At 73.8% G+C, this 14813-nt stretch carries 18 protein-coding genes; 4 read left to right on the top strand and 14 right to left on the bottom strand.

Features of this window, described 5'->3' with window-relative positions; all coding sequences use genetic code 11:
* Positions 1-32: 32 nt before the first annotated feature.
* From AB0D32_RS04325 to AB0D32_RS04315, 3 genes are all read right to left on the bottom strand, one after another.
* Positions 33-845 carry an HAD family hydrolase gene (locus AB0D32_RS04325; protein ID WP_357084711.1) on the bottom strand — a complete coding sequence of 271 codons (813 nt, stop codon included), beginning with the start codon at positions 843-845 and terminating at the stop codon, positions 33-35.
* Complete coding sequence (locus AB0D32_RS04320) at positions 845-1666, bottom strand: HAD family hydrolase (protein WP_357084708.1); 822 nt, start codon at positions 1664-1666, stop codon at positions 845-847. The genes AB0D32_RS04325 and AB0D32_RS04320 overlap by 1 nt, the downstream gene beginning before the upstream one ends.
* Positions 1667-1893: 227 nt before the next feature.
* Positions 1894-2622, bottom strand: coding sequence for a hypothetical protein (locus AB0D32_RS04315; protein WP_357084705.1), 729 nt, complete (start codon positions 2620-2622; stop codon positions 1894-1896).
* Positions 2623-2734: 112 nt separating this feature from the next.
* On the opposite strand from AB0D32_RS04315, the gene AB0D32_RS04310 reads away from it, so the two are divergent.
* The 3 genes from AB0D32_RS04310 to AB0D32_RS04300 all read left to right on the top strand — a co-directional run bounded on the left by AB0D32_RS04310 (position 2735) and on the right by AB0D32_RS04300 (position 4409).
* Positions 2735-3166, top strand: a complete 432-nt coding sequence (locus tag AB0D32_RS04310) for an OsmC family protein (protein WP_357084702.1) — start codon at positions 2735-2737, stop codon at positions 3164-3166.
* A gap of 94 nt (positions 3167-3260) precedes the next feature.
* On the top strand, positions 3261-3605 hold the full coding sequence (locus tag AB0D32_RS04305; protein ID WP_172896728.1) for a metallopeptidase family protein: 345 nt from the start codon (positions 3261-3263) through the stop codon (positions 3603-3605).
* Between the two features lie 81 nt (positions 3606-3686).
* Positions 3687-4409, top strand: coding sequence for an AIM24 family protein (locus tag AB0D32_RS04300; RefSeq protein ID WP_357084699.1), 723 nt, complete (start codon positions 3687-3689; stop codon positions 4407-4409).
* Positions 4410-4494: 85 nt separating this feature from the next.
* Here the strand turns inward: AB0D32_RS04300 and pheA are convergent, their stop codons facing one another.
* From pheA to AB0D32_RS04275, 5 genes are all read right to left on the bottom strand, one after another.
* Positions 4495-5448, bottom strand: a complete 954-nt coding sequence (gene pheA, locus AB0D32_RS04295) for a prephenate dehydratase (RefSeq protein WP_357084696.1) — start codon at positions 5446-5448, stop codon at positions 4495-4497.
* A 9-nt stretch (positions 5449-5457) separates the two neighbouring features.
* On the bottom strand, positions 5458-5952 hold the full coding sequence (locus AB0D32_RS04290; RefSeq protein WP_357085653.1) for a hypothetical protein: 495 nt from the start codon (positions 5950-5952) through the stop codon (positions 5458-5460).
* A 308-nt stretch (positions 5953-6260) separates the two neighbouring features.
* On the bottom strand, positions 6261-6650 hold the full coding sequence (locus tag AB0D32_RS04285) for an ACT domain-containing protein (RefSeq protein ID WP_357084693.1): 390 nt from the start codon (positions 6648-6650) through the stop codon (positions 6261-6263).
* Positions 6651-6725: 75 nt separating this feature from the next.
* Positions 6726-7193 (bottom strand): hypothetical protein, encoded by a 468-nt coding sequence (locus tag AB0D32_RS04280; RefSeq protein ID WP_357084690.1) that lies wholly within the window; start codon positions 7191-7193, stop codon positions 6726-6728.
* A gap of 175 nt (positions 7194-7368) precedes the next feature.
* Positions 7369-8109 carry a hypothetical protein gene (locus AB0D32_RS04275; protein WP_357084686.1) on the bottom strand — a complete coding sequence of 247 codons (741 nt, stop codon included), beginning with the start codon at positions 8107-8109 and terminating at the stop codon, positions 7369-7371.
* A 163-nt stretch (positions 8110-8272) separates the two neighbouring features.
* On the opposite strand from AB0D32_RS04275, the gene AB0D32_RS04270 reads away from it, so the two are divergent.
* Positions 8273-9502 (top strand): arginine deiminase, encoded by a 1230-nt coding sequence (locus AB0D32_RS04270; protein WP_357084683.1) that lies wholly within the window; start codon positions 8273-8275, stop codon positions 9500-9502.
* A gap of 106 nt (positions 9503-9608) precedes the next feature.
* Here the strand turns inward: AB0D32_RS04270 and AB0D32_RS04265 are convergent, their stop codons facing one another.
* The 6 genes from AB0D32_RS04265 to AB0D32_RS04240 form a co-directional block, all read right to left on the bottom strand.
* Positions 9609-10493: a DUF5926 family protein gene (locus AB0D32_RS04265; protein ID WP_357084680.1), complete on the bottom strand. Its 885-nt coding sequence runs from the start codon at positions 10491-10493 to the stop codon at positions 9609-9611.
* Between the two features lie 104 nt (positions 10494-10597).
* A complete protein-coding gene (locus AB0D32_RS04260) occupies positions 10598-11014 on the bottom strand; it encodes an ATP-binding protein (RefSeq protein ID WP_357085651.1) in 417 nt (138 codons plus the stop codon).
* A 67-nt stretch (positions 11015-11081) separates the two neighbouring features.
* A complete protein-coding gene (locus AB0D32_RS04255; RefSeq protein WP_357084677.1) occupies positions 11082-12539 on the bottom strand; it encodes an ATP-binding protein in 1458 nt (485 codons plus the stop codon).
* A gap of 108 nt (positions 12540-12647) precedes the next feature.
* Positions 12648-13439, bottom strand: coding sequence for a glycerophosphodiester phosphodiesterase family protein (locus AB0D32_RS04250; protein WP_357084674.1), 792 nt, complete (start codon positions 13437-13439; stop codon positions 12648-12650).
* A gap of 10 nt (positions 13440-13449) precedes the next feature.
* Entirely contained in the window at positions 13450-13785 is a 336-nt protein-coding gene (locus AB0D32_RS04245) for a rhodanese-like domain-containing protein (RefSeq protein ID WP_357084671.1), read from the bottom strand.
* Positions 13786-13837: 52 nt separating this feature from the next.
* The gene (locus AB0D32_RS04240; protein WP_357085649.1) at positions 13838-14776 is read right to left on the bottom strand and encodes an LCP family protein; all 939 of its coding nucleotides are present in this window, start codon (positions 14774-14776) and stop codon (positions 13838-13840) included.
* Positions 14777-14813 lie beyond the last annotated feature (37 nt).

Raw genomic sequence — 14813 nt, 5'->3', positions numbered from 1 at the left:
GGTGCGGCCGGCCGGCTTTCCCGGCCGGCCGCTCACCCCAGCCCGAAGACCTTCTCCAGGTACGCCGCCACGCCGTCCGCCGAGTTCGCCGCCGTGACCTCGTCGGCGATCGCCAGCACGGCGTGGTGCGCGTTCGACACCGCGACCCCCCGCCCGGCCCAGGTCAGCATCGGCACGTCGTTGGGCATGTCACCGAAGGCGAGCACGTCCCGGGAGTCGATGCCGAGCCGGGCGCAGTACCACGCCAGCCCGGCCGCCTTGGTCACGCCGGCGGCGGAGATCTCCACCAGCCCCGAGTACGACGAGTGGGTGGCCTCCGCCAGCCCCTCCAGGGCTGCGCTCACCAGTGCGACGAACGCGTCCGGATCCTGCTCGGCCGACCGGGCCAGCAGCTTCACCGCTGGCGCCGCCAGCAGTTCCTCGGGGGTCTCGACCGCCCGGATCGCGCCGTGGTCGGCGTCCCAGCGCAGCGGGTAGTGCGCCTCGTGCCGCATCTGCCGGCTGTCGACGATCTCCACCGCGAAGCTGACCTCGGGCACCTCGGCACGCAGCCTGCGGGCCACCTCGGCGAGCAGTTGCGGGGCGAGCGGGTCCGCCCGCAGCACCTCGTCGGCGACCGGGTCGTAGACCACCGCGCCGTTGGCGCAGATCGCCGGCAGCGGCTCGGCGAGCTGCTCGTACACCATCTTCAGCCAGCGGATCGGGCGGCCGGTGACCAGCACGACCGGCGTGCCCCGCGCGGACAGCCGGGCCAGGACGTCGGCCGTGTGCGGACTGAGCGTGCGGTCGTCCCGGAGCAGGGTGCCGTCGATGTCGGTGGCGATCAGCCGTGGTGCCTCTCCCATCAGCGGGACAGTAGCCGATCGAGGTAGACCGCTACTCCGTCGTCGTCGTTGCGCAGGGTCACCTCGTCGGCGAGGGAGCGGACCGTCGGGTGCGCGTTGGAGACCGCGATCCGGGCCCAGCCGGCCCACTCGAACATCGGCAGGTCGTTGGGCATGTCGCCGAAGACGAGCACCTCGGCCGGGTCGACGCCGAGGCGCTGCGCCACCACGGTCAGCCCCGTGGACTTGTCCACCCCCGGCGGGCAGATCTCGACGAAGCCCAACCCGGCCTGGGTGAGCGTGGCGACCTCCGGCGGGACGACCTGCCGGGCGACCGCGAGCAGCTCGTCGACGTGGTGGTCGGCGGTCCGGACGAACGCCTTGATCACGTCGCAGGAGAGGCAGTCGGTGCGGCTGCGCGTCTCGAACGCGTCCTGGTAGGGCCAGCTCGGGTGGTAGTCGCCCCAGAGCGGGGCGTCGTGCTCGTCCGACGCCTCGACCATCACGGTCAGCGGCCCGACGGCCGCCTCCAGGTCGGCCAGGAGCGTGGCCAGCACCTCGGCGGGGAGGCGCTCGTCGCGCAGCACCACCGGGCCGGCCGGGTCGCTCTGGTCGACCACCCGGCCGCCGCCGGCCATCACCAGGAAGTCCGCGGCACGGATGTCGTTGCGGGTCAGTTCGGCCAGCCGGGGCCCGCGACCGGTCGCGCCGACCACCGGGATGCCGGCGGCCCGCACCCGGTCGAGCACCTCGTGGGTGTACGCGGAGACGGTCTCGTCGCTGCGGACGAGCGTCCCGTCGAGATCCGTGGCGATCAGCTTGGGAAGGCCCGGGCGGGTCATCGTTCCTCCTTCGCCCGCCGCCGTCGCAGCCAGCCGTCGCGGCCCTCGTGCCTCGACGCTCAGGGACGGCGGGCAGCAAACGTACCTCGCGAAACGGGGCCCGACCACGACGTTCCGGCGAATGCCTCGCCAACGGACGACGACCCGCGGGGTTCTTGTCCAGGCGTCCCGCAGGGTCCCCTGCGGCGACGTGAGGACCGGCGGGCGGGTGGCGACGACGCGCTGGCTCAGTCCCGGGGCTCGGGCCGGGCGAAGGGGATCGCGGGCCCGACGGTGAGGTCGGCCGGGGCGGGCAGGCCGTCGTCCCCGTCGTCCCGGCCGGGGCCGCGCCAACGGCTCCGGCGGACCGGCTCCTCGCCGCCACCGGCATCCTCCCCGGGCGGCGGGGCACCGGTCGGGGCCAGCTTCAGCGCCGCCGCGAAGAGGGCACAGGCCAGGAACGCCGTCACCAGGCCCCGGCCGTACTCGACCCGGAACCCGTCGTCCGTCGAGTAGTAGAAGACCCGCTGGCCGGCCTCGTCGAGCGAGGCGACGGTCGCGACCAGCAGCGCCAGCATCGCCCCGGCCAGGGCCAGCCCGGCGAGCCGGGCGTTCGGGCGCACCGGGAGGGTGCCGCGCAGCGCGAGCACCACCGTGCAGACCAGGGCGAACAGCCCGACCAGGTAGCCGACCCCGAACCCGCCGATGTCGGACACCCCGCCCGGCACCCGCAGCGGCGTGTTGCCCTGCGGACCGGCGTTGGGGAGGGTCATCACCTGCCATTCGCCGAGCATCGAGGCGAGGGCGGCCACCGCGCCGAGCGCGGCGAGCAGCACGGGAAGCCGGCGGTCCCGGCCGAGGCCGGAGAGCGTGCGCCCGAACCGGCCCGGCGCGTCCGGCTCCGTCGCGCCCCACTCCAGGACGGCCGCACCGTCGGACCGGTGTTCCTGCCGGGGAATGGGGGAATCCTGGGACATCGGCCACCCTTCCGCGTTCGCGGGCCTGGCTCGAATCATGACACAGTACGCACCCGGTGACGCGGAGCGTGAACGGTCGCAGGTTGGTGCCCGTTGGGCTAGCGTCGGGTGCATGCCTATCCGTACCGCTTCCGCACAGTGGCAGGGCAACCTCACCGAGGGCGCCGGCACCATCCGCACCGGCAAGGGCGGGCTGGAGGGGAACTACTCCTTCAAGTCCCGCTTCGAGGAGGGTGAGGGCACCAACCCGGAGGAGTTGATCGGCGCGGCCCACGCCGGCTGCTTCTCGATGGCGTTCTCCAAGGCGCTCGCCGAGGCCGGCTCGCCGCCCACCTCCGTGGAAACCACCGCCAAGGTCCACCTCGACAAGACCGACGCCGGAATGACGGTGACCCGGATCGAGTTGGAGACCGTCGGCCAGGTTCCCGGCATCGACGAGGCGCAGTTCACCAAGCTCGCGGAGGCCGCCAAGGAGAACTGCCCGATCTCCCGGCTGCTCGCCCCCGGCGCCCAGATCAGCCTGACCGCCCGCCTCGCCTCCTGACCGCCTGCCCTGCCTCCTGAGGGCCGCCCAGCCTCCCGGCGGTCCCGACCCACGCGGGTGTGCCGTGCCGTCGGGCAGAATGGGTCGGGTGCCGGTGGAGATGAGTCGCGAGCGCTTCGAGGAGCTGGTCGGCGACGCGCTCGACGAGGTGCCCGAGGAACTCCTCGCCCTGATGAGCAACGTCGTGATCCTGGTGGAGGACGACCCGCCCCCCGGTGAGGACCTGCTCGGCCTCTACGAGGGGCACGCCCTCACCGAACGGGGCTGGGACTATGCCGGCGTGCTGCCGGACCGCATCCTGATCTACCGCAACCCCATCCTGCGCATCTGCGACGACGACGAGGACGTCGTCGACGAGGTCGCGGTGACGGTGGTGCACGAGATCGCCCACCACTTCGGCATCGACGACGCCCGTCTGCACGAGCTGGGCTGGGGTTAGGGCGGCCGGTCGGCCAGTGGTGGGTGCTTGCCAGGTTCGCCTACCGTCGGTCCAGGCACCACGAACTCAGGAGGCACTTCCATGCGCAGCGAGCTGTTCTCGGCGGAGAACCTGGAGAAGGAGTCCGCGCAGCCCGGCATGCGGCTGCAGAACTCCAAGATGTTGAAGATCGAACTCAACGGCGAGGCGATGGCCCGGGTCGGGTCGATGGTCGCCTACCAGGGGCAGGTGCAGTTCCAGGCGCTCGGCTCCGGCGGGCTCGGCAAGTTCCTCAAGCAGAAGCTGACCGGCGAGGGCGTACCGCTGATGAAGGTTTCCGGCCGGGGTGACGTCTTCCTCGCCGACTTCGCCAAGGACGTGCACATCATCGACCTGGAGCCGGGCGACGCCCTCTCCATCAACGGCTCCAGCGTGCTGGCCTTCGACTCCACCCTCCAGTACGACATCCGGATGGTCGGCGGGGCCGGCATGGCGTCGTCGTCCGGCCTGTTCAACTGCGTCTTCAGCGGTCATGGCCGGATCGCCATCACCACCAAGGGCACCCCTGTGGTGCTCAGCGTCGACGCCCCCACCTACGTCGACCCGCAGGCGGCCGTCTGCTGGTCGGCCAACCTCCAGACCGGCTACCACCGTGCCGAGCAGTTCGGCCTCGGCACGCTGCTCGGCCGCAGCACCGGCGAGGCGTTCACGATGAGCTTCGCCGGCCAGGGCTTCGTCGTCGTCCAGCCCTCCGAGGAGCCACCCATCATGGGCAGCGGCAACCAGGAGCAGCAGGGCGGCCTCCTCGGCGGCCTGCTCAGCTGACCCGCACCACCCCGCCCCCGCCCCGCGCCGACCGGCCCCGCCGGATCGAATGCGGTCGGGGGCGGTGCCGTCTCCGGGCTCACAGTCAGGTGAGGTCGCCGGAGCGGAGGCGGGCCAGCCAGGCGGCGGCGTCGGCGTAGTCGGCATCCGAGAGGCCGGGCGGGGCCGGGATCGGGCGGTCGCCCGCCCCGGGAAACCGGTGCCGGGGGTACGAGCCCAGGAAACGCACGTCGGCGCAGACCCGGCGCAGCCCCTGCAACGCCTCGCCGAGCCGTACGTCCGCCACGTGCCCGGTGCAGTCGAGGAAGAAGACGTACCGGCCGAGGGCCTCCCCCGTCGGGCGGGACTCGATGCGACTCATGTTGACCCCACGGACGGCCAGCTCCATCAGCACCGACAGCAGCGCGCCCACCCGGTCGTGCGCGATGTAGACCGCCAGCGACGTCACGTCGTCGCCGGTCGGCGGCGGGGGCGGCCCGGGGCGGGACACCAGCGCGAAGCGGGTCACCGCGTCGGAGTGGTCGGCGATCTTGTCGGCGAGCACGTCGAGCCGGTGCCGGCCGGCACCGATCGGGGCGCAGATCGCCGCGTCGTACTCGCCGGTGGCGGCTCCGGCGGCTGCGGCGCTGTTGGAGAGCACGTCGACCACGACCGCGTCGGGCAGGTGTGCGCGCAACCAGCCCCGGCACTGGGTGGACGCCTGCGGGTGGGCGGCGACGGCACGCACCTGCGGCAGCGTCGTGCCGGGCCGCGCGGCGAGCACGAACTCGACCGGCAGGACCACCTCGCGGGTGATCACCAGGAGTTCGCCCTCGGCGAGTTCGTCGAGGGTCACCCCGACCGCGCCGCCGATCGAGTTCTCCAGCGGAACCAGGGCCGCGTCCGCCTCCCCGGCCCGTACGCTCTCCAGCGCCTCGGGCACGCTGCGGGCCGGCGTGCGGCTGCCCCGCTCGGCGGCGGGGATGCTGTTCAACGCCTGCTCGGCGAAGGTGCCCTCCGGTCCGAGGAAGACGAAGCGCGTCGGCGGTGTTCCCGGCATGGCGACAGCCTACGCACCTGGTACGCCGAGCGACCCGCCGTCGCAGACGCGCGTCCGGATGCCGGGCGGCCCGGCGGCGCGGACCTCGGCGGTGCAGACGTCGGTGCCGGCGGTGACCAGCCTCGGGGCCCCCGGCCGACCCTGGGTGACCACCTGGAGGTCCTCGTGCCCCGTCACGTCGAGCACCGTGTAGTGCCAGTCGCCAGCGCAGAGCGGCCCGGTACGCACCCGGACCCGGACGCTGTTCGGGACCACGCCGCCGCGGCCCCGCACCAGGTCGACGATCCGTGCCCCGGAGGGGCCGTCGGGGCACGGCACCGCGACGAGACCGGGGTCGGCCGTGGGGGTGGTCGCCCCGGCGCCGGGCAGGCCGGTGGTGGGTGGGGGTGTCGGTGCGGTGCTGGGCGTGCCGGGGACGGCGGTACGGGTCGGGGCGGCGGTCGGGGCGGGATCTCGTAGTTCCGGTGGGGTGCCGCAGCCGGCCAGGGGGAGCACGGCCAGCAGCGCGCCCGCCGCGAGCCGGCGGGCGTACGAGGGCGGTGCCGGGCGTGCCGTGCCGCTGGCTGCGCCCTCCTTCGGACGTACGCCGGCGAGGCCGACTGGATCGCCCGGCCGGGACGGGTTCGACGTCCGGTCGGTCCGGGCGCGCGACGGACCCGCTCCGGGCTGCCCGCCGGCGGGGCCGGTCGGTCGGGCGGGGGTGTCGTGGCGCGAGGGGGTGGGCGGCACGGCCGATCCTCGATACATCGGGAAGTATCACTGTGGCCGGGAGGCCGAGCCCATCCTAGGAGGAACGGGCTGCCGGGTGAAGATCAGCCGAGGACGCGATGGCCGGCGCGCTCCAGCGCGGCCGTCGCCTCGCCGAGCCGCACCGCGGGAACCAGCAGGTAGTCCGTGTCGTACGTGGAGAAGGCGACCACGCTGACCCGGGCCGCGGCGAGCGGGTCGACCAGCGCGGCGAGGGTGCCGCTGACCGCCAGGTCGAGCGGCCCGGCGACCTGCAGACATCGCCAGGCGGTCTCGGTGACGGCCTGCTCGGGCGCCCGGTCGGCGGGGCAGATCAACGAGATCCCGTCGGCCGTCCAGCTCACCGTGACCACGTCGCCGTCGCCCAGCCCGCCCGACAACTCGGGCGGCAGGGCGGAGCCGGCGGCCAGGCGGCACACGGCGTACTGCCCCGGCAGCAGAGCGATATCGAGCATGAGGGCACCTTACGGCCTTGGTGTGGGCCTGCCCCAGCTTCGCCGCATGCGGCGAACGCCACATCCCGCCGCTGGTCAGACCGGGGAGAAGAACGTGAGTGAACCGACGACCGTCGCGCCGGTGAACACCGGGGTGGATATCGCGTCGACGGTCGAGTCCGGCGCGTCGGCCGACGCGCCCTGGACCCGGAGCAGCCCCCGGGCCAGGCGGCCCGAGGAGAGGGCCAACAGCGGCGGGATCTTGTCGATCTCGGGCTCGGTCAGCTCGCAGCGGTTGGCGGTGAAGTCGAGCAGCCGCAGCCCGCCCTCCAGCAGCGGCAGCCCGGTCACGTCTTCCGGGTCGCCCAGGCAGAGCAGCTCGCACCCGGTGGCGGAGACGGCGACGACTCTCGTCCCGGCGTCGATCAGCAGGCACGGCTCGTCGGCGTGGAAGACCGTCGACGACCACCGGGCGAGGCTGTCGAGGCTGTCGGACTCCTGCTCTGTCGATGTCCCCGCCGCCGGCACGAACACGTCAGAGAGCGAGAGTTCGACGTGGGCCACCGCGCCTCCTATGTACACCGACGGTCCGTCCACGCTAGCCGGTCGTCGTGGGTGACGCCGACCGCGCGGTGCACCGGACCGCCGGCGGGTGAGGGAGTGCCCTGACCGGGCGGCCGGCGACGGCGCGACCGACGGGCGCCGACCGGCGCCCGGGTGCGTGGCGTCGCCGGTGACGTTACCGGCGGTTGGCCGGCTTGTCAGCGGCCGTTCGGCCGCCCTCGTACCACCGGTAGTCGGCGGCTGGACGGTACGCGCCGTTCAGCCAGGTCTCCGGGTGTTGCGCGACCCGGGAGAGCTTCTCGGCGGTGGCCGGACTGATCCGGCTGCCCCCGGCCACGAGCAGGCGGTCCAGCTCGCGGTGGGTGGCCATCATGCAGTCCTTCGGCAGGCCGTAGACGCTGATGACGCCGGAGCCGACGAAGGTCAGCACCGGCGACACCGGGATCGGCAGCCCCACCGCCTCGGACAGGGCCTTGCTGGCGCGCTTGGCGTCGCGGCGGGCCTCGGCCACGTAGGGCGGTCGCTTGCCGTTGATCTGGACCACGTCGCCGGCCACCAGCACCCGGGCCCGGCCGTGGTCGGCGATGGTGACCGCGAAGAGCCCGCTCGGCCCGATGGCGAGGAAGCCTGCGCGTTCGTCGCGTTCGTGGTCGAGCAGGAGGTCGGCGGCGTCCGTGCGGGGCCACTCGATGACGTGCCACGCGGGCCCGAGATGGTCGAGCCGGCCGAGCGCCCGTGCACCGGCCGCCTCCAGCCGCCGGGCGCCCCGTTCGGCCCTGCGGCGGCGGGCCCACTCCAACGGGGACGGACGGACGGGTGTGAGCACCCCCGGCGATTCCATGCGGGGGTGCGGCACCGCTGCGGGCGGCAGTGCCCGGGCGGACGGTACGGCTCGACGAGCGGGAAAGACAGTCATCGCGACCTCCGGCAAAAGGTCCCTCGAAGTTATGTCCTCACTACCCTACGTTGCCAGTCCCCCGTGTCGGCAAGTTGGAACGCCGGAGTGAGTGTGGATGAATGCCATATTCATCCACCCCTGTTTTATCGGATGCCGCCAAACCCTGCCCTACGCTGCGAGGGTGACCCACTACGTGGACAGCGAAGTCGGTCGGCTCGGGACGGTGCTGCTGCACCGCCCCGGCCCGGAGCTCGCGCGGCTCACCCCTCGCAACAACGACTCGCTCCTCTTCGACGCCATCCCCTGGGTCGGCCGCGCCCAGGAGGAGCACGACGCCTTCGCCGCCGCCCTGCGGGAGCGCGGGGTCGAGGTGCTCTACCTCGCCACCCTCCTCGCCGAGACGCTCGCCGCCGCCGACGCGCGGGCCGAGCTCACCGAGAAGGTGCTGCGCTCGCCCCGGCTCGGCGACTCGCTGCGCGCCCGGGTCGCCGACCACCTCGCGTACCTCGACCCCGTCGCGCTCGCCGACGTGCTCGTCGCCGGGCTGGCCCACGAGGAGCTCAGGGTCAGCCGGGAACGGCCCGGCGGCCTCGTCTACACCCTGATGGACCGGCACGACTTCGTCATCGACCCGCTGCCCAACCTGCTGTTCACCCGGGACTCCTCGTTCTGGGTCGGCGACCGGGTCGGGGTGACCAGCCTGGCGATGCCGGCGCGGCGGCGGGAGACCACGCTGACCGACGCCATCTACCGGCACCACCCGCGCTTCGCCGGCACCCAGCTGCTCTACGAGCCCGGCCTGGAGCACCTGGAGGGCGGCGACGTGCTGCTCCTCGCGCCAGGGGTGCTGGCCGTCGGGGTGGGCGAGCGGACCACCCCGGCGGGCGCGGAACGTCTCGCCCGGCAGGTCTTCGCCGCCGGGCTGGCGCACACCATCCTCGTCGTCCCCATCGCCCAGGAGCGGGCGACCATGCACCTGGACACCGTCTGCACGATGGTGGACGTCGACGCCGTGCTGATGTACCCGAACATCGCCCACACGCTGGTGGCGTACACGGTCATCGCCGGCGGGGACGGGGAGGACCCGAGGGTCGACGGCCCGGCGCCCTTCCTGCGGGCCGCCGCCGACGCGATGGACCTCGACCAGCTCCGGGTGATCGACACCGGCCTGGACCCGGTCACCGCGGAACGCGAGCAGTGGGACGACGGCAACAACACGCTGGCCCTCGCACCCCGGCTCTGTGTGGGCTACGAGCGCAACACGGAGACCAACGCGCAACTGGAGCGGGCCGGCATCGAGGTGATCCCGATCGCCAGCTCGGAGCTGGGCTCGGGCCGGGGCGGGCCGCGCTGCATGTCCTGCCCCCTGATCCGCCAACCGCTCGGCGGGGACGGAAGGGCCCCTTCCTGACGTATTCGGTATAGGAAGGGACCCTTCCCAACATCGCAGCCGGCCGCGCGGAGCGGGCGGAGGCGGACGAGGCGGGCGCGGCTGGAGGGCGAGCGGGGCGTCCGGCTCAGCGCAGGGTGAGCTGGCGGCCGAGCAGTCCGTGGCGGGCTCGCCGGCCGGCGGCGTCCAGCGGGGCGGGCTCGGCGAGCGCCTCGGCGTACCGCTTGGCGAAGTCGGCGACCGGCTGCTCCCAGTCGGCGGCCGGCACGTCCTCCGGCAGGTCCCACACCGGCACCAGCCGGCCGTGGGCCCGGAACATGCCCGCGAACCGGGTGTTCTCGTCGAGGACCAGCGTGCCGGCCACGCTCAGCCGGGCGAGCGCGTCCAGCGCGGCGTCCTCGTCGTCGGGCAGCACCCAACGCACGTGTGCCTTCTCCGGCACCTGGCACCAGTAGGCGGCGCGGGCGGCGGCGAGCCGTACGGTCGGGTAGATCGCGGCGTTCGCCCGTTCCAGGGACGCCTGCACGTTGGGGTCGTCGCCGGCCCCCGGGTCGAGCCAGAACTCGAAGCCGTCGTGCATGCTGATCTCCAGCGGGCCGTCGACCAGGACGTCCTGCAACCGGGGGCCGGGGCCGGGCAGCGGCGGCACGGGCACCGGGCGGCCCGGCTCGGCCCGCAGCGCGCAGAGCAGTGCCTCGGCCAGGTCCCGGGAGACGTCGCCCGACTGGAGGTGACGCTGGAGCCCGATGAGGACCCGCCCGTCCGGTTTGGTCATGGCCGGGGCGGCCATCGGCAGCACGGTGGCCAGGGTGACCTCCCGGTCGCCGAACTCCTCGACCAGTGCGGGGGCGAGCCGCAGCGGCGCCGAGGCGGCCGGCACCAGTTCCCGCAGGGCGATCCACTCCGGCTCGTCGGTCAGCCCCTCGAACGGTCGGGGCACGAAGATGTCCCGTACCTTCTCCCGCTTGGGGGTGGCTTCGGCGGCCCGCTGGCTCTTTCGACGCTTGCTCACGGCGACACAGCCTAGAGGCCCCGGCCACCCGGCGGGGGCAGGACCCGCCCTCGCGGTCGGGCGGACCGGGAGGCGGAGCCGGTCGGCGCCGGGACGACGCGCGGTCAGCCGGCGACGGCCAGGTCCGACCGGGTGACCTCTGCCGGGTCGAACTCGGCCCACACGCTCTGGCCCAGGCCGTCCCGCTCGACGCCCCAGCGGTCGGCCAGCCCCGAGACGATGTGCAGCCCCCGGCCGTCCACGGCGTCGATGTCGGCGACCCGCATCGCGGGACCCGCGGCGGCGCCGCCGTCGGTGACCCGGAGCTGCACCTGCTGCCCGCCGGCCGAGTCGCGCAGCCGCCAGGCCACCCGGACCACTCCGCCGGGCAGGGGATCGGCGTGCCGGACCGCGTTGCCGACCAGTTCGGCCAGGACCGCGACGAGGTCGGCCAGGAGCGGAGAGGGTACGACGTCCGTCAGCTCCTCGGCGAGCCGTCGCCGCGCCAGCCGTGCCCCAGCGGCGTGGTGGGGAACCACCACGCACCATGCCCGATCGGCAGCTCCCGTCGACACCTTCGCCCCTTTACGCCCCGTTGCCCGCCGCCGGTCACCCGCGGGGCAGCCGCACCTCTGCGACCGTACCGCCACCGGCCCTCGGACGTAGGGATACCCATCCTTCCTGCTGTTCAACGATCCGACGGACGAGATAGAGGCCGAGTCCGGCGCCGGGGTAGCGGCGCCGGTCGCCCGACTCGCCCTGCCAGAACCGGTCGAAGGCGCGCTCCGCGTGCTCCGGCCGGATGCCGATGCCCCGGTCGACGACCTGGAAGGAGACCGTCGACCCGTTCGCCCCGGCGGTGATCTCGATGGGCGAGTCCGGCGGGGAGTACTTACCGGCGTTCGTGCACAACTCGGTGAGCACGGTGGCCAGGCTCGGCCGGTGGCCGAGCACCTTGGGCAGGTCGGCGGGGAGCCGGAGGACGAGCCGCTGCCGCAGCTCCGCCGGGAGGTCGGCCGCCGCCGTGCGCAGTGCGGCGCCGAGGTCGTACGGGGCGGGTGGCTCGTCGCCCGGCCCCGCCTCGGCGGCGGAGGAGAGCAGCCGGTCGACGAGTCGGGCCAGCTCGTTGGCGCGCTGCCCGATCACGCGGGCGGCCTGCCGTCGATCGGTCTCGGTCAGCGACTCCCAGTGGTCGGTGAGCGTGTCCGCGTAGCCCTTGATCACCGTCACCGGCGTACGCAGCTCGTGGCTGGTCACCGCGACGAAGAGATCCCGGTCGTGGTCGCGGCGCTGCTGGTCGGTGATGTCCCGGAAGGTGACCACCCGCAGGGTGCCCGGGCCGGGCAGCTCACCGGACGTGATCTTGAGCCAGCGGCCGTCCGGCAGCCGGTGGTCGAGCACCTGACCGGGTGCGGGCAGCGGGAAGGGCAGCGGTCGGTTGAGCGCCTGGGCCGTGGACCGGCCGGTGACCTGGGCGGCGGCCGGGTTCCAGAGCCGGACGTGATCGTCCCGGTCGACCACGGCCAGGCCGTCCGCCAGCGCCGCCACCACCGGGCCGTCACCGTGCACGGGCAGCCCGCTCTGGTCGCCGTACATGTGGGCGATGCAGGACGCCACGTAGCCCACGACGGCCTGCTGCCCGACGCCCGGCAGGTCGTTGCCGTCGGGATGGAGCACGTGCAGGCTGCCGACCGTCAGCCCGCCGATCTCCGCGCGGGAGACCACCATCCGGAGCAGGCCCCGCTCGGCGAGCTCGCCGGCGAGCCGACCGGTGAGGCCGTCCGTCCGGACCTGACGCACGCGGGCGCCGGAGAGCAGGCAGACGGTGGCGGGGTCGTCGGCCGGTACGGGACGGCCGACGGCCCACTCGGCGGCACCGGTCGCGGCGATCACCCGGCCACCGGTCGGCGCGAACTCGACGAACGCCGTGCCCGCCGCACCGAGCGCCGACTGGGCCACGCGGAGCAGATGGGTGAGCACCGGAAGGCCGGTGTCACCAGAGTTGATCATTTCGACCACCGTGGTGTGGCCGGCGATGAGAGCGGAGAGGTCGGTGCGCTCCGGCATGCCCCGAGTGTGCCCCGCCGGCCGGTCTCGGGACACCCCTGCTCGTCCGAACCGGGGTCGCCCACCGGCACCGCCCCCGTGACCGGCCCCAGGGTGCCGGTCGGCACATCAGCGGCCCAGGCGGGCCAGCGCGTGTGCCGGCCGGTCGGTGATGATGCCGTCCACCCCGGCGGCCAGGACGAGATCCAGGTCGGCCGGCTCGTTGACGGTCCACACGTAGACCTGGTTGCCCGCCGCCCGCAGCGCGGGCACCAACTGCGGACGGGCCCGCACCAGCGCGACGCCGGGCCCGGCGATCCGGGTGCCGAACGGCAGCCGCCCCCTCGGCAGCCAGCGCGGCAGCACGTCCAGCAGCAGCACCGTGGGCAGCTCGGGGGCCAACTCCCGGATCCGGCGTACGGCCAGCGGGGAGAACGACATGACGGTGACCCGTACCGGATCGTCCGGTTCCGGTTCGGCCAGGCCGTACCGGCGCAGCAGCGCGACGAGCCGGCGCTCGACGTTGCCGCCGTGGCGGACGGGGTGCTTGGTCTCCACCAGCAGCCGCACCGGCCGACCGGCGGCCAGCACCGCGTCCAGCAGCCGCTCCAGGGTGAGCAGCCGGGTGTGCGACCCGTCCGGCACCTCGTCGGTGTCGGCGGGCACGCAGCCGGGGTGCCACGAGCCGAAGTTCAGCGTCTCCAGCTCCGCGAGGGTGCGCGCGCTGACCAGGCCGTGGCCGTTGCTGGTCCGGTCGAGCCGGCGGTCGTGTACGCAGACCAGGTGCCCGTCCCGGGTCAGCCGGACGTCGCACTCCAGCCCGTCGGCACCCTCGTCGAGGGCCCTCAGATAGGCCGCGAGAGTGTGTTCGGGCAGGTCGTGGGAGGAGCCGCGGTGCGCGTAGACCAGGGGGTCGCCCATCCCACCCGTCCTAGACGACCCGGCCGGGCTGTCCGTCCTCGCCGACCACCGGTCGGCCGGCGGCGGCCCACTCGCCCATTCCGCCCTCGACGTTGCGCACCTGGTCCCAACCGTTGCGCATCAGGTAGGTGACGACCTGCGCGGAGCGCCCGCCGGAACGGCAGATGACGGCGACGTCGCGGTCGGTCGGCACCTCGGCGATCCGGGCCGGCAGCTCCATCATCGGCAGGTGGTGCGCGCCGGGGGCGTGGCCGGCGTTCCACTCGTCGTCCTCCCGGACGTCGAGCAGGTACGCGTCGTCGGCGATCTCGGTCACGGTCACGGTGGGAACCTGGGATCCGAACACGGGCCAAGCCTAGATGCTCGCCGGGCCGGCCGGTGCGAGCCGGGCCCCGGTGTCAGAGCCGGGTGATCCAGCGCGGGTTGGCCCGCGCCCAGTCCGGCACGTGGGTGTCGCGTACCGCCTCGAACAGGCCGTTTCCGCCGTTGTCGAGGACCACGTACGAGACCTGGTCGATGGTCTGGGGGTGGGAGGGGACCTGCACGCCGCGCAGCGCGTCGGCCGGCAGGTCGCGCAGCGCGAGGACCAGTTCCTCCAGCGGTACGCCGTTGGTGTCCACGGTCAGCGAGCCGCCCACGGCGCGGATCACCTGGTCGAGCTTGACCGGGTTGGTCCGTAGCGACGTCTCGCTGGTGCGTTCCAGCACGGCCCGGAGCAGTTGCTGCTGGTGGGTCTGCCGGTCGTAGTCGCCGCCCGGCAGGTCGTAGCGCTGGCGGACGTAGTCCAGCGCCTGGCCGCCGTCCATCTGCTGGCAGCCGGGAGGGAAGACCCGGCCGGTGTGGATCGAGCGGACCTCGGTGTCCACGCACATGCGTACCCCGCCCAGCAGGTCGATGACCTTGCGGAAGCCGGAGAAGTCGATCAGGGCCGCGCCGTCGAATCGGATGCCGGTCAACCGGGACAGGGTGGCCGAGAGCAGCCGGGTGCCCGGCTGGCCGCCGCCGCCGTGCTCGTACGCCGCATTGATCTTGTCCTGGCCGCCGCCGTAGCCGTTGCCGGCCGGGATGGCGACGAGCAGGTCCCGGGGTACGGAGACCAGGTACGCCTCGCGCCCGCCGGCGGGGACGTGCACGATGAGGATGGTGTCCGACCGCCGGTTCGCCGCACTGCCGCTCTGCCAACGGTCGGTCCCCACCAGCAGGTAGTTCAGTGGCCCGTCGGGATCGGTGCGTTTCTGGCGGGCGGTGGGGTCGAGCAGTTGCTCCCGGACGACGCTGCGCTTGTACCGGTCGCTCAGCACCTCGAGGCCGACCACGGCGAGCCCGGCCAGCAGCACCAGGGCCAGCCCGATGCCGACCAGCAGCCGGGGCCAG

This window comes from Micromonospora sp. NPDC048170 (assembly GCF_040652795.1).
Taxonomy (GTDB): domain Bacteria; phylum Actinomycetota; class Actinomycetes; order Mycobacteriales; family Micromonosporaceae; genus Micromonospora.
Note: the sequence above shows the minus strand (reverse complement) of the source record. Positions and strands in the feature narration are given on the sequence as shown.